At 72.3% G+C, this 21,381-nt stretch carries 21 protein-coding genes and 1 pseudogene; 8 read left to right on the top strand and 14 right to left on the bottom strand.

Annotated features, from left to right (window positions below; translation table 11 throughout):
• Nucleotides 1–132: 132 nt before the first annotated feature.
• Complete coding sequence (locus ACFYO8_RS14360) at nt 133–618, top strand: NUDIX hydrolase (RefSeq protein WP_387257254.1); 486 nt, start codon at nt 133–135, stop codon at nt 616–618.
• Here the strand turns inward: ACFYO8_RS14360 and ACFYO8_RS14355 are convergent, their stop codons facing one another.
• A complete protein-coding gene (locus ACFYO8_RS14355) occupies nt 619–2,052 on the bottom strand; it encodes a helix-turn-helix domain-containing protein (protein ID WP_387257256.1) in 1,434 nt (477 codons plus the stop codon).
• Between the two features lie 448 nt (nt 2,053–2,500).
• Here ACFYO8_RS14355 and ACFYO8_RS14350 point away from each other — a divergent pair.
• From ACFYO8_RS14350 to ACFYO8_RS14335, 4 genes and pseudogenes are all read left to right on the top strand, one after another.
• A pseudogene (locus tag ACFYO8_RS14350) lies at nt 2,501–2,869 on the top strand (hypothetical protein); the annotation flags it as partial.
• Entirely contained in the window at nt 2,866–3,156 is a 291-nt protein-coding gene (locus ACFYO8_RS14345; RefSeq protein WP_387189059.1) for a hypothetical protein, read from the top strand. The pseudogene ACFYO8_RS14350 and the gene ACFYO8_RS14345, both read left to right, overlap by 4 nt.
• A 268-nt stretch (nt 3,157–3,424) precedes the next feature.
• Nucleotides 3,425–3,943 (top strand): cupin domain-containing protein, encoded by a 519-nt coding sequence (locus ACFYO8_RS14340; RefSeq protein WP_357711859.1) that lies wholly within the window; start codon nt 3,425–3,427, stop codon nt 3,941–3,943.
• 75 nt (nt 3,944–4,018) lie between these two features.
• A complete protein-coding gene (locus ACFYO8_RS14335) occupies nt 4,019–5,020 on the top strand; it encodes a hypothetical protein (protein WP_357711861.1) in 1,002 nt (333 codons plus the stop codon).
• Nucleotides 5,021–5,139: 119 nt separating this feature from the next.
• On the opposite strand, the gene ACFYO8_RS14330 is transcribed toward ACFYO8_RS14335, so the two are convergent.
• Nucleotides 5,140–6,606: an endo-1,4-beta-xylanase gene (locus ACFYO8_RS14330; protein WP_355093948.1), complete on the bottom strand. Its 1,467-nt coding sequence runs from the start codon at nt 6,604–6,606 to the stop codon at nt 5,140–5,142.
• Between the two features lie 297 nt (nt 6,607–6,903).
• Complete coding sequence (locus tag ACFYO8_RS14325; protein WP_387257253.1) at nt 6,904–7,335, bottom strand: winged helix-turn-helix transcriptional regulator; 432 nt, start codon at nt 7,333–7,335, stop codon at nt 6,904–6,906.
• A 115-nt stretch (nt 7,336–7,450) separates the two neighbouring features.
• Between ACFYO8_RS14325 and ACFYO8_RS14320 the strand changes: the two genes are divergently transcribed.
• On the top strand, nt 7,451–8,365 hold the full coding sequence (locus tag ACFYO8_RS14320; RefSeq protein WP_354866028.1) for an NADP-dependent oxidoreductase: 915 nt from the start codon (nt 7,451–7,453) through the stop codon (nt 8,363–8,365).
• On the opposite strand, the gene ACFYO8_RS14315 is transcribed toward ACFYO8_RS14320, so the two are convergent.
• The 8 genes from ACFYO8_RS14315 to ACFYO8_RS14280 all read right to left on the bottom strand — a co-directional run bounded on the left by ACFYO8_RS14315 (nt 8,347) and on the right by ACFYO8_RS14280 (nt 16,118).
• The gene (locus tag ACFYO8_RS14315) at nt 8,347–11,508 is read right to left on the bottom strand and encodes a helicase HerA domain-containing protein (protein WP_354866029.1); all 3,162 of its coding nucleotides are present in this window, start codon (nt 11,506–11,508) and stop codon (nt 8,347–8,349) included. The genes ACFYO8_RS14320 and ACFYO8_RS14315 overlap by 19 nt on opposite strands.
• On the bottom strand, nt 11,508–12,158 hold the full coding sequence (locus ACFYO8_RS14310) for a hypothetical protein (protein WP_354866031.1): 651 nt from the start codon (nt 12,156–12,158) through the stop codon (nt 11,508–11,510). Before ACFYO8_RS14310 ends, ACFYO8_RS14315 begins: the two co-directional genes overlap by 1 nt.
• A complete protein-coding gene (locus ACFYO8_RS14305) occupies nt 12,145–13,137 on the bottom strand; it encodes a DUF559 domain-containing protein (protein ID WP_354866033.1) in 993 nt (330 codons plus the stop codon). Before ACFYO8_RS14305 ends, ACFYO8_RS14310 begins: the two co-directional genes overlap by 14 nt.
• 111 nt (nt 13,138–13,248) lie before the next feature.
• A complete protein-coding gene (locus ACFYO8_RS14300) occupies nt 13,249–14,043 on the bottom strand; it encodes an ABC transporter permease (protein ID WP_121686285.1) in 795 nt (264 codons plus the stop codon).
• A complete protein-coding gene (locus ACFYO8_RS14295; RefSeq protein WP_354866035.1) occupies nt 14,040–14,945 on the bottom strand; it encodes an ATP-binding cassette domain-containing protein in 906 nt (301 codons plus the stop codon). The genes ACFYO8_RS14300 and ACFYO8_RS14295 overlap by 4 nt, the downstream gene beginning before the upstream one ends.
• A complete protein-coding gene (locus ACFYO8_RS14290; RefSeq protein WP_121686283.1) occupies nt 14,942–15,313 on the bottom strand; it encodes a hypothetical protein in 372 nt (123 codons plus the stop codon). Before ACFYO8_RS14290 ends, ACFYO8_RS14295 begins: the two co-directional genes overlap by 4 nt.
• Nucleotides 15,313–15,915, bottom strand: coding sequence for a helix-turn-helix domain-containing protein (locus ACFYO8_RS14285; protein ID WP_244933151.1), 603 nt, complete (start codon nt 15,913–15,915; stop codon nt 15,313–15,315). Before ACFYO8_RS14285 ends, ACFYO8_RS14290 begins: the two co-directional genes overlap by 1 nt.
• Before the next feature lie 71 nt (nt 15,916–15,986).
• Nucleotides 15,987–16,118, bottom strand: a complete 132-nt coding sequence (locus ACFYO8_RS14280) for a hypothetical protein (protein ID WP_354866037.1) — start codon at nt 16,116–16,118, stop codon at nt 15,987–15,989.
• 155 nt (nt 16,119–16,273) lie between these two features.
• On the opposite strand from ACFYO8_RS14280, the gene ACFYO8_RS14275 reads away from it, so the two are divergent.
• The gene (locus ACFYO8_RS14275; RefSeq protein ID WP_354866039.1) at nt 16,274–16,564 is read left to right on the top strand and encodes a hypothetical protein; all 291 of its coding nucleotides are present in this window, start codon (nt 16,274–16,276) and stop codon (nt 16,562–16,564) included.
• Between the two features lie 29 nt (nt 16,565–16,593).
• Here ACFYO8_RS14275 and ACFYO8_RS14270 read toward each other — a convergent pair whose 3' ends face one another.
• Nucleotides 16,594–17,367 (bottom strand): SAM-dependent methyltransferase, encoded by a 774-nt coding sequence (locus tag ACFYO8_RS14270; protein ID WP_354866041.1) that lies wholly within the window; start codon nt 17,365–17,367, stop codon nt 16,594–16,596.
• 116 nt (nt 17,368–17,483) lie between these two features.
• On the opposite strand from ACFYO8_RS14270, the gene ACFYO8_RS14265 reads away from it, so the two are divergent.
• The gene (locus ACFYO8_RS14265; protein ID WP_354866043.1) at nt 17,484–17,963 is read left to right on the top strand and encodes a hypothetical protein; all 480 of its coding nucleotides are present in this window, start codon (nt 17,484–17,486) and stop codon (nt 17,961–17,963) included.
• Here ACFYO8_RS14265 and ACFYO8_RS14260 read toward each other — a convergent pair.
• Nucleotides 17,939–20,311 carry a glycosyl hydrolase family 65 protein gene (locus ACFYO8_RS14260; protein WP_354866045.1) on the bottom strand — a complete coding sequence of 791 codons (2,373 nt, stop codon included), beginning with the start codon at nt 20,309–20,311 and terminating at the stop codon, nt 17,939–17,941. The two genes, ACFYO8_RS14265 and ACFYO8_RS14260, sit on opposite strands and share 25 nt — an antisense overlap.
• Before the next feature lie 108 nt (nt 20,312–20,419).
• The gene (locus ACFYO8_RS14255; RefSeq protein ID WP_354866047.1) at nt 20,420–21,181 is read right to left on the bottom strand and encodes an A24 family peptidase; all 762 of its coding nucleotides are present in this window, start codon (nt 21,179–21,181) and stop codon (nt 20,420–20,422) included.
• Nucleotides 21,182–21,381 lie beyond the last annotated feature (200 nt).

Below are 21,381 nucleotides of genomic sequence, written 5' to 3'. Positions count from 1 at the left end.
GGCTCCACCGACGACGTCCGCGTAACCCCACCAACCAGGGCCGCTAACGAACCACCAAATCCGCATCGGACATAGCCTCCCGAACCACCCTCTCATGGCGAGCGGGTTGTCGACGGCAGCAGACGCTCCCGGTTGAGCATCGCGGATGTGGAACTGCCGGACGGAGTCCGCTTCGAGCAATACGTGATCCGGGCACCCCGGTCGGCCATGGTTGCCGTGCTCGACGGTCAGGAGCGGCTGCTGCTGATGCGGCGGCACCGGTTCGTGTTCGACCGGTGGGTCTGGGAGCTGCCGGGCGGCTACGTCGATGAGAGCGAAGATCCAGCGAGGTGCGCGATCCGGGAGGTCGAGGAGGAGACCGGGTGGCGTCCGGAGGCGGTAGAGCCGTTGCTGTCCTTTCAGCCGTGGGTAGCGACCGCGGACGCCGAGAACCTGCTGTTCCTCGCCCGGGAGGCGGAGCACATCGGCGCTCCGGTGGACGTCAACGAGACCGAGCGGGTGGCTTGGATTCCGCTGGAGGAGGCGCGGCGGCTCGTCTCCGAGGGTGAGATCGTTGGTGCGGGCACGGTGATCGCGGTGCTGGAGTTGGTGGCGCGGAGGGCCCAGGGTGAGCTGTAGTCAGCGCCGTTGGCCGAGTGCCGCGTCGACCCGGGTGATGAACTGCCGTACTGCTGGTCGACGGCGGTGGGACATCAGACCGGTTTGCAGATCGCGCACGTAGCGAACGGCACGGGCCGACCGTAGTTGCGTGGTCAGGGTGAGGGCTTCCGTGCCGATGGCGCTGGCACGTTCCGGCTCGCCGTGGCGAGCGTGGACGCTGGCCAGCAGGGCGAGGTTGAAGGCTTTGCCGCGTACGTAGCGCTCGTCCATCTTCAGTGAGCGAGCGGCGAAGCGTTCGGCTCGACGGTGTTGGCCGAGCGCGTGGAAGCAGTGGCCGAACTTGGCTGACAGGTACGCCTCGTCGAAGTAGCCGAGCCATTGCGGGTCGCTGCTGCGGTCCGCGCGGTCGAGGGCGTGCTCTGCCTGGTGAAGCGCGGCAGCACAGTCGCGTTCGTGGAGGGCGACAGCGTGAGCGTGAGCTTCCATGACCAGCGCTTCGGCAGTCAGCACCGTGAGTCCGGCGCGCTGTGCCGTCTGCCGTGCGGCGCGGGCGAGGTCGATTCCGCTTGCGGCGTGCCCGAGGTAGGTGGCCTGGTGGCTCATCGCGGCGAGGATCTCGGCGCCCAACCCGGTGTCGCCGGCCGTTCTGGCCAGGTCCAGGGCCTGAGTGAGGTAGCGCTGGGCGAGGCCGTGTTCGGCCATGTCGTACGCCTGCCAACCGGCGAGTTGGGTCAGTTCGGCAACGGCGGTGAGCAGCCTGCGGCCGGTCGCCAAGTCGTACCGGCCCTCGATCATGAGGGGTGTGACCTCGTGGTGCAGGAAGCGGGTGACGTTGTCGCGCGCGTGCCCGCCGCCGTACTGATTGTCGAGTCGCCGATAGGTGGCGGTCATCTGGCGGATGGTCTCGATGTCGGGTTGACCGACTGCCCGGCGCCCCTCCTGCTCGACGGGCTGTGCCGAGGTGGCGGTGAACCAGCGTAGGGCGGGCAGGGTGTATGCCGTGGAGCTGAAGACTGTCTGGCGAAGCATGTCTCGACGGTTCACATCGCCTTCCCATAGCTGCGCGGCGGCCCGGACGTCCTCGCGCCAGGACCGGCTGGCCGGCACGTCACCATGCCGACCGCGGGATTGATCCGCCATGGCCGGGCGATATGACCGCTGGTGGGGCGCGAGGCCCAGCGTCATCCGGGCGTCGTCGGGCATGCCACAACCGGTGGCGATCCGTTCCAAGACGTCGATCGAGGTCACCCGCCGGCCTGCGATGATCCGGCTGACGTAGCCCTGCTCCAGGCCGACAGCCGCACCGATGCGGGTTTGGCTTGCACCCGTGTGCCGGGCTAGCAGCCGGAACAGTGCGCCGATGTCACGGCCAGCCAGGGCGGTGTGCACGTCCTCTCGCGACCAGAGGTCGTCGGGTATTCGGAGATTCTCCACCAGTACGACCGCTCCCAGCGTTGTCGGGCGACTACCCAAGGTGCTCAGCCCGGAGCCTACGGGCGGTGTACTGGCAGGTCGAGCCTCCTCATGTCACCGTGACATGACCTCTCGACATGGTCGCCGCAGCTCGGTCGGCGGGACCATATGCGGCATGGACTTCGATGTCGATGACCCGCCTGACGTGCGGGAGCGCGACGCCGTCTCCGACTCTGAGCGGGCAGCTTCGTGACGATGTGTATCCACCTGGGTCAGTTCTTGAGGTGGTTGCTCCGGCACCATGCGCCTTCACGACCGCCCCGGACGGGGCAGCAGCACCAGGACGCCGAGTACGCGGCCGCTCGGCAGCGGCTACTCGACCACGCAGCACAGCTACGGCGATCCCAGGGCGACCGAGGGCCGGCGCCGGACGTGCCGACAAAGCAGCGGTGAGCCGGATGTCCGCCGGCGGGCTTGGTCGGATGCCTCCGAGCAGGCGGCACGTCTCGTACGAGGACTACCTGGTCGCGACGGCCCTCACTCTCGCCCGGCGGCATCGGCCGGTCTGGTGCTGGCGGAAATGGCGACGAATCTGCCGCTGCGGAGCCGATCTGCCCTGTCGCGTCCGGCACCGAATCCCCATCAATCGTGGCCACTGGCCGGGAGAGGACCCGCAATGAGAGACGACCAGGAGCAGGCGATCCTGGCCGTGCATGTCCGAGGCTTCGACGGCATGTGCATCGGCTGCCGCGCCTGGTGGTCGCGGCTCACGCCGTACCCGTGCTGGCAGGTGGAATGGGCGACCAGCCGGCAGGCCCGTGCGATCACCGCTCGTTTCCTGGAGGGGGTGCGGTGACCACCCACGGCCCGGTCATGCCGGTCTGGAGCTGCGGTGGCTGCGCCTTGCCCTGGCCGTGCCCGACGCGGAAGCGGGAACTGCGCGCGGAGTACGCCGACGCTCCGGTGTCACTGGCCCTCTACCTCGGCTCCTACCTCGTGCAAGCCACCGAGGACATGCCCTGCACGCCGGCCGGCGTGCTGCACCGCCGCTTTCTCGGCTGGACGCGGGAAACGGCTCTACCGACGCCAGGAGTACGGAACACTGACTCGTCCGCCTCACCGATGACGCGGAGGAAACGATGACCGGTCCGGCCAGAAGCCCGTGATGATCGTGCCGCCGGCGGAAGGCGAGTCGAGGAAACCGAGTACCTCCTTCGCAACCCGAGCAACGCCGCCGCATTGCGCCGATCGATGGCAGAGCTTGATGAGGGCGATGCCGCCGAGCGGAACCTGACCGACTCGCTCGGCGCGGCGGATCCTGGCGGTCGCAGCCGAGAGCACCAGGTTTAGCGGCTTGGCGGATGGCTATGAGGGGTATCGATCCGCAGACCGACGATCGAGGAGAGAGCCGATGGCCAGCGGTGCGATCCCGTCCGACGATCCGACCCGTGCCCTCGTCCACGCCCGTCCCGACGACCCCGGCCTCACGCACCTCGCCATCGCGGGCGGCACCTACACGATCCTGGTCACCGGCGAGCAGACGGCCGGCCGGTACTGCCTGATCGACATGCGGGTTCCGCCGGGTGGTGGGCCGCCTCCGCACCGGCACGACTTCGAGGAGATGTTCACGGTGCTCGACGGGGCGGTGGAGTTCACGTTCCGGGGCGAGCAGACCGTCGCGCGGGCCGGGGAGACGATCAACATCCCGGCGAACGCGCCGCACTTCTTCCGCAACTCGTTCGACCAGCCGGCGCGACTGCTGTGCATGTGCACGCCGGCCGGGCAGGACGAGTATTTCCTGCGCGTCGGCGACCGGGTGGACGGTCCCACCTCGCCGCCGCCGGCCCTCACCGAGGAGGAGCAGGCCGAGCGCCGGGACCGGGCCGCCGCGCTGGCCGCCGAGTACCGCTCGGAGCTGCTGCTTCCGTAGCCCCACCACGCATCGATCAGCGGTAGCATCGCGCGTCGGAGCGTAGTGCGGTGACAGAGGGAGCAGCGGTCGGTCATGTCGTTCGCGTCCCCGCCGCCGCCCAGCCGGCACTGGACCTTCACCGCCGCCGCCACCGCTGTCGTCACCCCGGCGCTGGTGTGGGGCATCGACCGGTCGTACCGCTCGATGGACCGGTGTCTCCGGGATCGTGGACTGCGGATCAGTGACCCCGACCTCGACATGCCCGACGCGTGTTCGGGAAGCAGTGTTCTGCTGGGCACGCTGGCCCTGGTCGCCATCGCCTACCTCGCCGCGACCCTGATCACCGGTTTGTGCGTGGGCGTGTGGGAGGGCCGGCGCCGGCGTGGCTTCGGGTGCCGGCGATGGCTCGTCGTGGCCGTCGTCGGACTCGCCGCCCCGTGGGCGCTGGTCACCTACGCCGCCGGTTACGGCATCGGCCGGCTCTTCCCGCCTCCCACCGTCAGCGCCCTGTCGACCGCATGGGCGGACGGCAGCGACGCCGCGCGGCGTACCCTCGAATTTCTGTCCCAGGGTGGGCAGCCGGACACCGTGCCCGCCCCGGGGTTCCTCACCGACGAACCGGTGTATCTGGACGCCCAACTGCACTACGCGCGGCACTACGGCTCGACGGTCACCTACCAGCAGACCTCGACAGTGGCGTTCGGGTCGACGGCCTTCGTCACCGGCGCCCTGCTCGCCAACGCCGTCGGCAACGCCAGTGCCCGGTCCCGGGCCGAACGCCTGGCCCGCCCGCAGTGGCGCGAGCACCAGCTCACCCGGGTGGTGCTCACCCCCACCCGGACCTGGTGCCACTCCTTCGGTCGGTGGCTGTCGTTCGACCACGCCGGCGTCCTGGAATACCACCTCGACCACCACGGTGTGGTGCTCTTCTTCGCCGACACCGAACCGCTGCGGCTGACCGGGCCGGCAGCCTGGGTCCACGCGGTGCTCTTCGCGTACTTCCGGTTCGGCGCCTCGGCGCTGAACACCGTCCCCTTCCTGATGCCGCTCCGCGCCGCGACGTCATCGGCCGCGTCTGCGGCGACGGGCAACTGATCGCCAACCGGGAATGGTGAGCCGACCGTTGAGCCTTGACCCGGCCGGTCCGTCGCTGTCGCAGAGACACGACGGGCGGGCCCGGTGGGTCCGCCCGTCGTGCGCCTTCGGTACGTCGATCAGCTCGTGGCGACGAGCTGGAACCGCTGGTTGGCCTGGCCGTTGCAGTCGTAGAGCTGCACCTGCTGGCCGTTGCCGGTGCCCCAGACGTCGAGGCAGCGGCCGGACTGCACGCCGCTGATGCTGCCGTTGGAGTTGATGTTCCACTGCTGGTTCGTCTGGCCGTTGCAGCTGTAGATCTGGACGGCCGAGCCGTTGCCGGAGCCGGCGGCGTCCAGGCACATCGAGCCGTACACGGTCAGTTGCCGGCTGGAGGTGTTTGTCCACCGCTGGTTGGTCTGGCCGTGGCAGTCGTAGAGCTGCACCCGGGTGCCGTTGCTCTGCGAGGAGTTCGGTACGTCGATGCACCGGCCGGACTGGCTGCCGACGATCCGGTTCGTCCCGCTGGTCGGCGGCGGCGTGGTCGGTCCGGCGGTCGGGGTCACGGTCGGGGTCACGGTCGGCGTGGGGTTGGGCGTCGCGGCGTTGAGGGCGTTGAGGACCGAGTTGTACGCGGCCTTCTTGTTGCCGCTGCCGTCGAACAGCAGCGGGCTCTCGTTGGAGCGCCAGGAGTCGCTGTCACGCACGCCCCACACCGTGATGCCGATGCAGCGCGGCACATTCAGGCACGCCTGGGTCAGCCCGGCGTACTGGCTGGTCGAGGAGTTGGTGACGTCGACCTCGGTCAGCGCCACGTCCACCCCGAGCGCGGCGAAGCTGGACAGCGTCGTCTGGAAGTTGCTGGGCAGCGAACTACCGCCGGTGAAGTGGGTCTGCAGACCCACGCAGTCGATCGGCACCCCACGGGACTTGAAGTCCTGGATCATCCGGTAGACACCCTGCGTCTTGCCGTACGACCAGTTCTCGATGTTGTAGTCGTTGTAGCAGAGCTTCACCGACGGGTCGGCCGCCCGCGCGGTACGGAACGCCACCTCGATCCAGTCGTTGCCGGTGCCCTGCAGGTTGGAACTGCGACGGCTGCCGTCCTCGTTGAACGCCTCGTTCACCACGTCCCACGCGGCCAGCTTGCCCTTGTAGTGGGCCATCACCCCGTTGATGTGGTCGATCATCGCCTGACGCAGGGTGCTGCCGTTCAGGCTCTGCATCCACGGCGGCTGCTGCGCATGCCACGCCAGCGTGTGCCCACGAACCTTCAGACCACGCTGGGTGGCCCAGTTGTAGATCTGATCACCCGAGGAGAAGTTGAACTGACCCCGGTTGGGCTGGAGCGCCTCCGGCTTCATCTCGTTCTCGGCCGTGATCATGTTGAACTCACGCGCCGCGATCGTGCTGTACGTCGAGTCGTTCAGCCGGTTCGCCGCGACGGCGGTGCCGAAGTACCGGCCGGACTGCGCCGCGGCGGCGCCGAGCGTGCTCGCCGCCGCCTGGGCCAGGCTGGGCACCACGAGCGCGGCACCGGCCAGTGCCAGCGCGCTGGTGACGGCGGCCAGCACCACACGGTGGCTGCGCCTCGGTAGATGTTTCATGACACTCCTCTGCATATCGGACGATGATGCGCCGGCGATGCCCGGCTGGACGCGGGTTGGAGCGGTTGTGCGCCCACCCGCGTCACTGCCCTGAAACTTTTCGAAGATGTACCGGTAACTTCCCTGGGAAGATATCCGCGACGGCACGATCGGTCAATGTCGATGTTCAGTCGAACAGGGGCGCAACCCGGCTGATCAGGGCGTCAGGCCATCGAGGGACGTCGCAGGGCAGTGCCCGGCCCGAGCGCCGACAAGCGCGACGAGGACCGAAAGTTTCGGAGAACTCCGGCGTGGCGGTCAGCGATCGGCGGCGGCGTCGTACCGCTCGCGATTGGCGTGCACCTCGTCCATGTGCGCCTCGGCCCACAGCTTCATGCCGTACATGAGCTGGTGCAGCGACTGACCGAGGTCGGTCAGCCCGTAGGTGACGGTCACCGGCACGCTCGGCGTCACGGTGCGGGTGACCAGGCCGTCGCGTTCCAGCGAGCGCAACGTCTGGGCGAGCATCTTCTGACTGACCCCGGCCAGCCGGCGGGACAGTTCGGAGTAGCGCATGACCCGCGGCTCCGCGTTGCGGTCCGGGCCGTCGCGGCCCAGCGCGGCCAGGATCAGCGCCACCCACTTGTCGGAGATCCGGTCCAGGAGTTGCCGGCTCGGGCATTCGGCGAGGAACGCGTCGTACGCGTCCCGCGCCTGCGCCCGCCGCTGCGCCGCCGTCTGCGTCGGCATCGTCCGCGCCTCCTACCCGGGGGTACCCAACGCACTCCGAAGTGCGTACTTCCCGAAAGAAAGTTACCCCTCCATCGTGGAGCAGGAACACCCTCACGAACAAGGAGACACGATCATGGGTACGCGTACCTTCCGCGCCGCCGTCGTCCGCACGCCCGGCGGACCTGAGTCGATCGAGATCATCGACGTCCCGCAGCGCGAGCCGGGGCCCGGCGAGGTCCGGGTGGACGTCGCGGCGGCACCTGTCAACCCGGCCGACCTCGGGGTCGTCGGCGGTTTCTTCCACTCGATCGGGCTCATCCACCAGCCCGACCACACCGGACTCGGCTGGGACTTCGCCGGTGTCGTCGCCGCGACCGGGCCCGGCGTCGACCTCGCCGTGGGCACCCGGGTCGCCGGACTGGTCGGCGGGTTCGACCGCGACTTCGGCACCTACGCCGAGCAGCTCGTCGTACCCGTGTCCGACCTGGCTGTCGTACCCGATGGCCTGGATCTGGTGGCAGCGGCGACAGTGCCGCTCAACGGCCAGACCGCGGCGCAGATCGTCGACCTGCTCGGCGACGCGCCCGACGGCGGCCGGCTGCTGGTCACCGGCGCGGCCGGCGCGGTCGGCGGCTACGTCGTGCCGCTCGCCCGGGACCGGGGATGGCGGGTGACCGGCCTGGCGCGGGCCGGGGACGAGAAGTTCGTCCGCGACCTCGGCGCCGACTTCACCACCACCGCCGAGCCGGGCTGGGACGCCGTCGCCGACGCCGCCGGGTGGCAGGAACAGGGGTTCGCGCTGGTCCGCGACGGCGGCGTGTTCGTCGGCGTACGGCCGAACGCCCTGCCCGCCGCCGAGCGCGGAGTCACTGTGCGCGCGGTCGACGTGCGCCCCGACGGCGCACTCCTGGCCGACCTGCTCGCCCGCACCGCCGCCGGTGAGCTGCCCGCGCGGGTGCACACGGTGGTGCCGCTGGACCAGGTGGCCGACGCGCACCGGGCGGTGGCGAAGGGCGGGGTACGCGGACGCTACGTGCTGCGCCCCTGACCGCCGCGCGCCCGGTCCAGCACCTGCTCGACGGTGAGCGGGCTACGCGGATGGTGGGTCAGCGACAACGGCGTACGGATCTTGCCGGGTGCGGCGCCCTCGGCGGCGAGGTAGAACTCGCCGACCGTCAGGCGGGAGATGTCCGGCACGTCACCGCCCTTGGCCCGGGCCATCTCGCGGGCCGCCTCGATCTGGATCGGGCTGTTCATCAGGCCGTAGAGCTGGGTCGCCGCGTTGCCGGGGATGCGGTTGTGCAGCCCCTTCGGCGCCTGCGTGGCGAAGATCAGCCCGAGCCCGTACTTGCGGGCCTGGGCGGCGAGCGCCAGCGTGCTCTGGGTGCACGCGGTCATCGCGCCCGACGGGGCGAACGTCTGCGCCTCGTCCATGATGAGCAGCCCGAGCAGCGGGCGGTCCCCGGCCGGGTTCTTCTTGATCCAGGCGAACAACGCCATCTGGAGCTGGTTGACGAAGCTCTGCCGTACGTCGTCGGACGGCAGCCCCACCAGGCTGACCACGGAGACGCGGGCCCGCTTGCCGGGCGCGGGGGTGAGGAGCACGCCGGGGTCCATCGGCGTGCCCTCGCCGCCGAACAGCGGGTCGTTCACCATGGCGGCGGTGAGGGTCTGCGCCAGGCTGAGGCCGATCTTGTCGGCGTCGTCCAGGTCGATGATCCCGTCCGGCAGGTCGGCGAGCGTGTCGATCAACCCCGGCAACCGGGAGCCGCCGCGCCGGCCGTAGTGCTCGACGGCCTTGCGCAGCACAGCCAGCCCGAGGTGCGCCCGGGTGGCCCGTCCGGTCACCATGGCGCGCGGTGCGAGGGACGCGACGGCCGCCTCGACGGCCTCGGCGAACTCGTCCGGGTCGTCGCGTACGCCGGTGAAGTCGGGCAGCGGCTGGAAGCTCAGCGGGCGGCCCGAGTTGCGGCGCGGCGTCCAGACGACGACGTCGGTGTGCGCGAGGTAGTCCCGGGCCCGGTCCGCGTCGCCCGGTCGCCACTGTGGCGGCAGCTCGGGCCATTCCTCGCCGAGGCGGGCGAGGTCGTTGTTGGGGTCGAGCACGATGGCGGAGACGCCCGCCAGCGCGCACTCCTCGACGATGCGGCGGATGAGGACGGTCTTGCCGGAGCCGGAGCCGGCGAAGATCGTGGTGTGCTTGCGCAGCGCCTCAAGCGCCAGCGGCACCGGTTGCCCGTCGTCGTACCCGTACCCGATGACGAAGGACGGCTCGGACGGGGCGGCGGCGGTGGCGGCCGGCACCGGCTCGGCGGGTTCCGGCGGAGGCCCGGCGTCGGTGGTCCAGCGGTCCACATCGGCCAGCGCGTGCTGGAGGAACTTCAGCTCCCGGGTCGGCCGGTGCGCGACCAGCCAGCCCTGGAGGTCCATGGTGGCCTCGGCGAGCATGACCCGCAACGCGGCCAGGATGCGCACGTCCTCCTCGTCGATGCCGAGCGTCTGACCGCCCGCCTCGGTGAACGCGGCGACCGCCTTGCTGGTGGCCGCGCTCGCCGACCAGGCGCGGTTGCGCAGCAGGAACAGCTTCCGCCGGCCCGAGCCGGTGTCGAGGGCGGCGGAAACGCTCGCCTTGCGGAGCCGGGCCAGCGCGGCGTTGCCGTGGTGATCGTCGGCGATCGCCCGGAAACACCAGTGCACCTGGTCCTCGGTGCGCTCGTCGAGCGTGAGCCGCAGCCGGGCGTGCAGCGGCGGTTCGGTGCTCGGGGGCGGGTCGACGCTGAACGCCTCGCCCGCGTCGCCCCGCTCCAGGATCCAGGCGGTGAGCCCGGCCGCGAGCAGCGGCGGCATCATCTCGTCCTCGGACGCGCGCCGCAGCGGGCCGGTGACGTCGGCGGCCGCCCGCAGCTCGGCGAACCGGGCGTCGTACCGGTCCATCTCCTCGCCGGTGGCGGTGACCGGGGCGGGCCGGGACGCCCGGGGTTCGGCGGTGGGTGGCTCGCCGAGCGTGGTCATCTCCCGGACCTGGTCGTCGGCGATGCACTCGCGGATGTGCCTGTCGATCTCGATGAGCAGTTGGCGCGGGGTGAACGCGCCGGCCTCGGCGAAGGCGCGCGGGGACACCGGCCACGACGGGTACGGCGGCACGAACCCCGCCTCCCGGTAGCGGACGGTGAACCGCTTCTCGATGATCGCCCGAGCCAGGTCGGCGTCGTCGATCCGGCGCAGCCGCGGCGTCTCGCGGAACCGGTCGGCCACGGTGTCGGCGGCGGCGGACCTGATGACGGTCCACGAGTTCGGGATGCAGGCGAGGACGGTGAGCGTGCGCCGGGTCGACTGCCGCAACGCCATCAGGCCGTCCGCCATCCGGGCCAGCATCAGCGCCTGCTCCGGGCTCATCGCGGCGGCGCCCGCCAGCGCCGGGTCGCTCTGGATCGCCAACTGGGCGATCAGCGTGTCGATCTGGTCGATCGCCACCACCGACGGGCCGGTGAGGGCGAGCAGCCAGGACAGGTCCTGCACGATCTGCTGGGCCGGGCGCGGGACGCGGCGCATGCCCCAGGCCGCGCGTTCCCCGGCGACCATCTCCTCACCGGAGAGGAAGTAGTTCTCCGCGACGTCGCGGTGGGCGATGTTCTCGGAGGCGCTGAGCGCCAGCGCCCGGGCCGTCTCCTGACAGGTACGGGCGGTGTGCCTGTCGAAGTCACCGAGCCCGTCCAGGAAGGCGTCGAGCGCCGCCTTCGTCAGTTCGGTGTCGCCCATGACGGCCCGGCGTGCCGTCCGGGGCGCCCCGACCTTCGCGGACAACCGCCGCAGCAGCAGTTTGAGCTGCGTCTCGCTGCTGCCGGGCACCGGCCGGGACAGGCCGTCGAGCATCGCGGCCAGCACACCGTCCCAGAAGCCGCCGGCGTCGAGCAGGCCGACCAGGAAGAAGTAGCCGCCGCGCTCCTGCACCTGCTGGCGGATCACGCCCAGCAGGTGGGTCTTGCCGGAGCCTCGCTGGCCCTGGACGACCAGGCCGAGCGGGCTGCCGTGCGGGTTTCGCGCGGCCTCGTCCACCCCGGCGAGGACCTCCCGCACCACCGGTACGTGCAGGCCGTCGACGTGGAAGGGCAGTGGGCGCCACACGTCGTCGGGCACCGGCGCCCAGTCGAACCGCAGGGCGGCCAGCGCGTTCCGTTCCGCCTCGTCCATTACCCGCCGATCGCCAGCAGGTGATTGTCCTGCCCGCCGAGGCGAAGCGCGGCCTCGATGTCGGCCCCGGTGAGCGTCTTCTGATTCGACTCCGGCGCGATGGTGACGCCCTCGGAGCGGCTGAGCCGGCGCAGGGCCTCGTCCAGGTCGCCGCGCGGCACGTCGGCGAAGAACGGCCGCAGCCGGCGCAGGCTCACCCAGGCGCCGGGCTCGTCGGCGAGCGCCCGGTACGCGGCGACGACACGGGCCTCCACCGACCCGGACGGTTCGGGAGCCGAGGCGGCGGGCGCGCGCACGTCGGTGAGCGCGAAGAGTTCGGCGAGCGTCGCGCAGCCGCTGCGGGCCAGGACCCGATCACGCAGGCTCACCTGCAACGCGGTGAGCGCGGCGCCGAGCGCACTCGCCCCGCGCAGCGCGAAGTCCAGGTCGCTCTGCATCCGTACCCAGCCCTTGTCGTCCAGTTGCAGCGCGTACGTCGGTCCGCTCTTGCGGCTGGCGACGTAGTGCAGGCGGGTGAGCTTGTCGCGCTGCGGCTTGCGTACGACCAGGCCGTAACGGTCCCGCAGTTCGGTGCTCAGCACCTCCCGCGCCTCGGCCATGAGCACGACGAGGATCGCGCTCTCGGATGCGGTCAGGTCATCGCCGGCCATGGTGCCGTCCTTCCGCCAGGTCTCGGCGACGGGCCCGCAGAAAGGTGCCGATCTGCGTGACCACGGTGCCGACGTCGTGGACTACTCGGGCATTGGTGAAGCGCAGGACGGCATAGCCGTCCAGTTGCAACTGGACGTCCCGTTGCCGGTCGGCCTCGAAGCGGACCGGGCGGCAGTGCTCCGGGCCGTCGATCTCCACCACGCACCGCTCGTCCGGCCACACTAGATCCAGACGTACCGGCGCGGAAAGGCGGTGCGACTGGTAGTTCTGGTTCCATGTCCGCCCGGCCGACCAGCTCTGCGCCGCCAGCGCCGCCTCCAGCCTCTTCTCCGCGTCGCTGCCCGGATGCGGCCGGCCTGCCACCGGCGCGTACCCGGCGGGCCCGGCCAGCGGCGCGACGGGGAACGCCGGAATCCCCTCCAGCCCGGCCGCGCCCGCTCCGACCAGCCAGACCGGCGGGCCGCCGTGCTGCACGAGCCACGCGCCCCCGGCCGCGACCACGGCGGCGTCGCCGTGGACCGGCTCGATCAGCAGCACCACCTTCCGCCGCCCGAACGCCCCGGCCACCAGACGCGCCAGCGCGGCAGCCCGTACACGCAGCGGAAGCGTCGTGGCGCTCGGCCGCCGCCCGGTGACCGCGAGGACGGCCAGGTCGCTCAGGAAGGAGCCGGGGTAACGGTCCCGGCGCGACCGGGCAGCGGCCGCGGCGCGCACGGCGGCGAGTCCGGAGATGTCCGGGCGGACACCGTCAGCGGCCTCGGGCAGCCACGCCGGGAGCAGTTCGACGGCGACCTGTTCGAGCCGGTCCAGCGCGGCGTGCGCGAAGTCCGCCGGCATGGCGTACGCCGAGGCCGGGCGATGCACGACGGCGGCCGGTTCCGCGTGGTCGCGGGCGATCGTCATGGCGACCGCGTCGGTGTCCGCGCCGGGCAGGGCGACGACGCGGTCGGTCGGCAGACCGGCGAGGACCGGATCCATGCAGCGTCGACCCTCCCCCACCGTCGCCCCTGAGCGTCGGAGGACCAGAGTACGAATCGTCTTCGGCCGGCGCCAGCCCTGATACGCCGGACGGCGACGACGCGGCGACGCTCAGGTGATGTCGCGGCGCATCGGGACGACCACGGCGATCGCGGCGGCGGCGACCGCGTACCCGGTCAGCAGCAGGGCGCCCGCCGCCGGTGGCAGGAGTGCGACGGCGTCGCTGCCGAGCTGCGCGGACATCGCGTCGGCGACGTAGGTGAAGTCGGTGAGCGCGGCGGTGGCTCCGCCGGGCAGGAGCGGGTAGATCGCGTTGACGCCGGGGATCATCATCAGGACGGGCTCGGCCAGGTACAGGTAGCCGACGACCACGCACACGGCCGCGATCTGGTTGCGGAGCAGGGCGCCCACGCCGGTGCCGACGAGCAGGTAGACCGCCATCGCGACGCCGATGCGGGCGAGCAGCGCCAGCACCGTGGGAGCGGGCAGGCCCAGCGACACGCCACGCACGGCGGCGACCGCGAACAGGGCCACCGCGGCGGAGCCGGCCAGCGCGATCCCGTAGCCGAGGCCGACGATCGCGTGGGTGGCGAGTTTGGCGGCGAGCACCCGCCCTCGGCGCGGCGCGAACAGGAACGTGACGGCGGCGGTGCCGTGCCGGTATTCCGACGTGGCCGCGAGGGCGCCGGCGGCGGCCGGCACGAAGGCGGTGAAGCCGAGGATGCCGAGGATCGACCGCAGGCCCTCCTCGGTGTGCAGTCCGGGCATCGGCGGGTCGAAGTTCTCCGGTCCGACGAGCGCCATCAGCCCGACCAGGCCGCCGCCGAGCGCGACGGCGGTGAGCAGCAGCCCGCCCCACATCCGGGTCGCCAGCACCCGGCGTAGTTCTGCTCTGAGCAGGTTCATCGGGCCTCCGCCGGGTCGGTGGTCAGGTCGAGGAAGAGCTGTTCGAGGCTTGTGGTCTCGGTGACCAGCTCGTGGATGCGCAGACGGTGGTCCGCGGCGAGGTCGGCGACGCGTGGCGCGTCCAGTCCGCGTACCCGCAGGCGGCCGGGCCCGGCGGCCTCGACGGACCCGGCGGCGGCCGTCAGTGCGGTGGCCAGGGCGTCCGCGTCCGGCGAGGTGACGAGCACCGTCGGCGGGCCGGTGAGCCGGGACCACGGCCCGGCTGCGACGAGTTCGCCGCGCCGGATCACCACCACGTCGTCCACCATCTGCTGGACCTCGTGCAGGACGTGGCTGGAGACCAGCACTGTGCGGCCCTCGTCGGCGAGCCGGCGCAGCAGGCCGCGCAGCCACGACACGCCTTCCGGGTCCAGGCCGTTCGACGGTTCGTCGAGCAGCAGGACGCGAGGGTCGCCGAGCAGCGCCGTGGCGAGGCTGAGCCGTTGGCGCATGCCGGTGGAGAACCCCCGGGTACGACGGTCGGCGGCGTGCGCGAGGCCGAGCAGGTCCAGCAGCTCCGCGACGCGGCTGTCCGGGCAGCCGGCCATCGCGGCGTAGAGGCGCAGGTGGTCACGGGCGGTGTGGCCGGGGTGGAACGCGTTGCCGTCGAACACCGCGCCGACGATCCGCGACGGCTGGGGCAGCCGGCCGTAGGGCTGTCCGCCGATCGTGGCGGTGCCGCTGGTCGGCGTCACCAGTCCGGTCAGCATGCGCAGCGTGGTGGTCTTGCCGGCGCCGTTCGGGCCGAGGAAGCCGGTGACCGCGCCGGGCCGCACGGTGAAGGTCAGATCGTGTACGGCGGTGACGTCGCCGTAGCGTTTGGTCAGGCCCGACGCCTCGATCGACAGGTGGTCGCCGGTCATGGCCGGCTCCTCGTCGCGCGCCCGATCGTCTCGGCGAGGCCCGCTGCGGCCGGGTCGGAGACGACGACCTCGTCGAACTCTCCGCCGGCCGCCGCGCGGTCCAGCACCAGGTGCAGGCCGGGCTGACCCCGCCGGGCCGCCACGAGCTGCCGGGGGCCGCCGAAGATGCCCCAGACGCCGATCTTGGCGAAGCCGGACACCGCGTACCCGCGCCGGGCGCCACGGGCCAGCCGGATCGGCTCGTCCACCGGTGCGGCGTGCCGCACGGCGGCCAGGCGTAGCGCGAACCGCTCCCGCCCGACCCACATCCGTTCCCATCCGGTGAACCGGATGTCGATCACATCGCCGTCGAGGATTACGGAGGCCATCAGTCGTCGCCCTTCGTCGTGTCGGAGTCGTGCGCTGATGTGTGCGTGTCGCCGGGGGTCGCCTGGCGGTCGGCGGGCATCAGGATGGTCGCCAGCAGCCGGGGGATCCGTCCGTCGCCGGGCCCTCTGGCGAGCAACGGGCCGACCAGCGCGTTGAGCCCGGCCGCGAACTCGTGCAGCTCGGCGTCGGTCAGGTGCAGTACGAGCTGCTGGTATCCGACGCCGTCGGCGACGAAGTCGACGGAGTCCCGCGCCAGGTAGCGGGAGAACTCGGACAGCAGGCTCGACACGAACGCGGTGAAGTAGCGCGCGTGGTCCTCCGGCGTCGCCGCCGCCAGGGCCGCCGGGTCCAGCGCCGCGCCGTGCGCGGGCAGCGCGTACACCCGCTCGACGGCGCCGCGGACCTTGCGCTCCTCCACCACGTCGAGCATCCCGGTCTTCACGAGCGTCGCCAGGTGCCGGTAGAGCGTGGCCTGCGGGACGTCGGGCAGCAGCTCGACCAGGTCGTGAGTGGTCACCCGGGCACCCGCGGCCGCGCGCAGGATGCGGATCCGCACCGGGTGCAGTGCGGTCTCCGCCCACCGCTCCATCGACGTCGTCACGCCACAGACGTTATCACTATCGAGAACGATAATGGTAGGGCGTGAGCGAGAACCGCGCCGGAAGGCGGCGGTCAGGCGGACGGGCGGGTGTGGTGGGCCAGCACTCGCGACAGGAGCCGGGTCAGGTCCGCGCGCTCGTCCGGCGACAGCGGCGCGAGCAGGTCGTCCTGGACGGCGGCGAGCCGCTTCTCCAGCCGCCGCAACTCGCCGACGACGTCCGGTCGTTCTTCCGGAACCTGCGGTGACAGCGGTGCCTGATCAGCGGGCTCTACGCGGTGCGCAAGCCGGAGAAGCTGTCCCACATGACCCGGGAGACCACGCTGCGCCGGTGAGCACGCGATCGTGCGACGATCGCCGGATGAGCAGCCCCGCCTCCCCCGACATCAGCGCCCTCGCCATCAACGTGACGGTGCCGGAGGAGTTGCGCTGGACCGACACCCGGCGCGGCGAGGAGTTCACGCTGACCACGCTCAACATCCGGCTGCTGCCGGACGGGCGCCTCGCCGCGAAGGCGTACGGCCGGCCCACGGCGGGCGGACGCGGCGCGTACGTGTCGTTCCGGGTACCCGACCGGCCGGAGCTGGCCGCGCTCGTGGCGGCGGCCGACCGGGCCGCCGCGCTGTGGGCCGCGCACGGCGGCCTGGACTGACGCGAGCGGCCTGGACTGACGACGACGGGTCAGCGGCGGACGCCCACCCCGCCGTACCCGTGCGACACCCCCAGTTGCGGTTCGCCGTCGGGCCGCCAGTCCGCCACCTTGACCAGACCCGGCTCGACCAGCTCGTATCCGTCGAGGAAGCGGGCCACCTCGTCGCGGCTGCGCGGCACCAGCGGGGAGCTGCTGCGGCGGTAGATCGCCGTGCCCTGCTCGGTGGGCAGCGTCGGCAGACCGTCCAGCGTGAGGTGGGACAGCGCGAGCACGCTGCCCGGCACTGTGGCGTCGCGCAGCGTCGCCACCGCCGCGTACGGGTCGTCGGCGTCGGGCACGAAGTGCAGGACCGCGAGCAGCAGCACCGCCACCGGCTCGGACAGGTCGATGGTGGCCCGCAGCGTCGGGTCGGCCAGCAGCTCGTCGGGACGCCGCAGGTCACCCTGGAGCACCACGGTGCGGCCGTCGGCGGGCAGCAACCGCTGGGCGTACGCGACGGCGACCTCGTCGTGGTCGACGTAGACCACCCGGGCGTCGGGGTGTACCGCGCGGACCACCTCGTGCACGTTGCCCTGGGTGGGCAGGCCGGCGCCGATGTCGAGGAACTGGCGTACGCCCTGCTCGGCCGCCCAGAGCACGACCCGGCGCAGGAACGCGCGGTTGCTCTGCGCGGCGACGCCGGTGTCCGGGAAGATCTTCAGGATCTCCTCGGCGGCGGCGCGGTCGGCGGCGAAGTTGTGGCAGCCGCCGAGGTAGTAGTCGTACATCCGGGCCACATTGGGTCGGTTCTCAGCCTCCGTCACGCCTCGATGTCTAGCACCCTGCGCGACACACCGCTGACCCGCGGTGTCGGTGATCCGGTTGATACCGCCCTCCACCTGGTACGACGGTGGGACACACCATGGCGAGGAGGTACCCGATGGCAGGTGGACGGGAGACAGTGGAGGTCGAGCCGGTGGTGTTCCGCGCCGTCTACGACTCGCCCGCGTCGCTGCCCGGGCGGCACCGGTGGACCACCCCGGAGGCGGACGTGCGGCGGCTGGAGAAGCTGCTGAACATGCCGGCGCGCAGCATCGGCGCACCGCTGTGGGTCAGCGGCGACGAGCCGGACTGCCCGAAGTGCGGCCGGCGGGTCACCTGGTACGACATCGTCGCGTCCGCGCTGCACGGCGTGCACGACCACACGATGATCGCGCGGGTGATCCTCGGTGAGCGCAAGTACGTGAACACCGAGGTGCCGGACGCGATCCCGGGTGTCCACTGTGCCGACTGCCGCACCCCGATCACCGGGTTGCGCAGCTTCAAGTGCCACAACTGGGCGTACGCGTTCGAGGCGCTGGAGGAGGTCGTCGCCCGGATGTCCGGCCTGCCGGTTCAGTCGCCGCCGGCCGCCTCCTGAGCGCGCCGTTCGGGACGGCGGCCGGGTGGGGCCTGCGGCTCGGGGCCGGGGTCGGGCACCCGCGGCATCGGCCGGGTGACCGGCCCGTCGCCGGTGACCCGGAGCTGCTCGCCGTGGTGCCACAGCTCCACCGCGTCGTCCGGACCGGCGTCCGGCAGCTCGTAGCGGGCCTCCCGCTCGGTGAGCGTGACCCGCAGCCGCTGCCCGCGCCGGCGCAGGTGGAACGCGAGCCGGGTGATCGGCCCGGGTAGCCGCGGCTCGAAGGAGAGCACGCCCCGATCGTCGCGCAGCCCGCCGAAGCCCTGCGCCACCACCAGCCAAGCGCCGGCCAGGGACGCCAGGTGCAGCCCGTCGGCGGTCTTGTCGCCCAGGTCCGCGAGGTCCTGCAACGCCGTCTCGGCGAACAGGTCGTACGCCAGGTCGAGGTGCCCGACCTCGGCGGCGAGGATGGCCTGCGCGGACGCCGACAGCGACGAGTCCCGGACGGTCCGCGCCTCGTAGTAGGCGACGTTGCGCGTCTTCTCCTCGGCGGTGAACTCCCCCGGGCAGCGCAGCATGGCCAGCACCAGGTCGGCCTGCTTGACCACCTGTTTGCGGTACAGCTCCTGGTAGGGGAAGTGCAGCAGCAGCGGGTAGTCGTCCTCGCCGGTGCCGGCGAAGTCCCACTCCGGCTGGGCGGTGAACCCGGCCGACTGCTCGTGCACACCGCGCTTGCCGTCGTACGGGACGAACATCGCGTCGGCGGCGGCCCGCCAGCCGGCCACCTCGGCGGTGTCGACGCCGAGCCGCGCGGCCACCTCCGGGCAGTCCTCCGCGGCGTCGGCGGCGCCGCGCAGGTTACGCCGGGCCATCAGGTTGGTGAAGACGTTGTCGTCGACGAGCGCGGAGTACTCGTCCGGGCCGGTGACGCCGGTCAGGTGGAACGCGCCGCCGTCGTCGAAGTGGCCGTAGCCGTGCCACAGCCGGGCCGTCTCGATCAGCACCTCGGCGCCGCACTCGGCGAGGAACTCCGTGTCGCCGGTGACCGCGACGTACCGCAGCACCGCGTCCGCGATGTCCGCGTTGACGTGCAGGCCCGCGCTGCCGGCCGGCCAGTAGCCGGAGCACTCCCGGCCGCTGAGCGTCCGCCACGGGTAGGTGGCGCCGGTCAGGCGCAGCTCGGCCGCGCGTTCCCGGGCCTCCGGCAGGTGGGCGTGCCGCCAGCGCAGCGCCGAGCGGGCCAGCTCCGGCGCCAGGTACGTCAGCACCGGCAGCACGTACCCCTCGGTGTCCCAGAGCACGTGCCCGTCGTAGCCGTTGCCGGTCAGCCCCTTGGCCGGGATGGTCCGGTCGCCGTCGGCGCGGCCGGACTGGAGCAGGTGGAACACCGAGAACCGCACCGCGAGTTGCAGCTCCGGGTCGCCGTCCAGCTCGACGTCGGCGGTGGCCCACGCCGCGTCGAGCGCGGCGCGCTGCTCGGCGAGCAGGGTGTCGAAGCCGTCGTTCCGGGCCGCGTCCGCCTCCGCGACGACCAGGTCGGCCAGCTCAGCGGCCGGCGTGCCGTCGACGTCCGCGCACTCGTACGCGGCGAACCGGGTGACCCGGATCCGCTCGCCGGGGCGTACCGGGCCGGACAGCGCCAGCCGGAACCGGTCGGCGGTCAGTTCGGTGTCGGTGGCGACCTCGTCGGGCGCCTCGATCCGGTGCGCGACGGCGACGGCGACCCGCTGGCCGCTGCGCCCGGTCCGGTGCACGAGCACGCCGTCGAGTCCGTCCTCGCGGCGGAGTTCGCCGGTGAGCGGATCGTGGATCACCGAGGCGGCCCGGGGGTCGTCGGCGCGTTCCGGCACCCGCTGGTTGGCGAGCAGGTCGGCGCCGGCCCGCAGCCGGACCGGCTCGTCCAGCGGCTCGGCCGCCCAGTCGAGCGCGGCGACCGGACGCCGGGTCAGCGAGACCAGGCGGGTGCTGCGGATGCGCACGCCCCGGCCGCCCGGCGAGACCCACTCGGTCTCCCGGCGGACCACCCCGGCACGCAGGTCCAGTTCCTGGTGGTGGCGCCGGATCGTGCCGGTCCGCAGGTCCAGCGGCTCGTCGTCGACCCAGAGCCGGATCAGGGCGGCGTTCGGCGCGCTGATCACGGTGTCGCTGAGTTCCGGGAACGCGTACCCGCTCTCCGGGTAGCTCAGGTCGTGCTGTTCGTGGAACCCGTTGAGGTAGCTGCCCGGCATGCCGCACGGCTCGCCCTCGTCGAGCGTCCCGCGCCAGCCCACCCAGCCGTTCGCGAGCGCGAAGACGGACTCGGTCTCACCCAGCCGGTCCAGGTCCGCGCTGGTGCGCCGGATCCGCCAACCGTCGTCGCCGTGCGGCACGTGCCCTCCCGAGTCCGAAGTCTGGACGCCACCGAACCAGACCCGACTGGGAGGTGGCTGGGACTCCGGTACCCGTGGCGGCCACGGCCCGCACCTGCGGGTGGCCGATCACACGCTGACGAGCACCAGCGTGGCGGCGGTGCCGAGCACCAGGAACGGCCCGAACGGCAGATGCCCGGACCAGCGGACCCGCCGGGCGGCGAGCAGCACCACCCCGGCCAGCCCGGCGAGGGCGAACGCGAGCACCAGCCCGGTCACCAGCGCCGGCCAGCCGTACCAGCCGAGCAGCGCGCCCGCGCCGAGCGCCAGCTTGGCGTCGCCGAGGCCGAAGCCGCGCCGCCCGAACAGCAGCGTGGTCGCGGCGAAGCCGCCGGCCAGCGCCAGACCGGCCAGGACGGCGCGTATCCACGGGTCCGCCCCGGGACCGGTCAGCGCGGCCACCCCGAGCAGCGCCCACACCCCCGCGGCGGACGGCCAGGTGAGCCGGTCGGGCAGGCGGTGCGCCAGCGCGTCCACGATCGTCATCGGCACCGCCCAGACCAGCCACCACGCCAGTGCCAGCCGCGCGGCGGGCGCGCCGCCGGCGAACACCGGCACCGCCACCGCGAGCAGCAGCGCCGCCTCCACCACAGCGGGCGGCGCACCGATCCGGGCCCGGCAGCCGGGGCAGCGGGCGGCGGGCCCGAGCGCCGGCAGCGGCCGGGCCAGGCCGATCGGGGCGCCGCAGCCGTCGCACGACGTCCGGTCCGGAGACCCCTGCGGTACGGCGTAGCGCGCGACCGCCAGCCGGAGCAGGGGTACGACGGCGAGGGCGGCCGGCAGCCGGGCGTCGACTGTCGATCCGGGACGCCGTACCCGTTCAGCCGTCATGCCGGCCCTCCCGTCCGGTCGCCGTGCGTTCCATCCGGGAGCACGCAGAGTGATTTTGTTCAACTTTCGATGTGACGGTTGCATGCCACACGTGCACCTGACGCGACGCGCCGGCGGTCGCGACGGGCCGCAGCGGACACCCCGGCGGAGCGGCGGGACGGATCGGACGAGCGGCACCCTCCCCACCCATACCGGCGGTA

This window comes from Micromonospora sp. NPDC005257 (genome assembly GCF_042872445.1).
Taxonomy (GTDB): Bacteria; Actinomycetota; Actinomycetes; order Mycobacteriales; family Micromonosporaceae; genus Micromonospora.
This window is presented reverse-complemented; position numbering and strand designations above follow the sequence as displayed.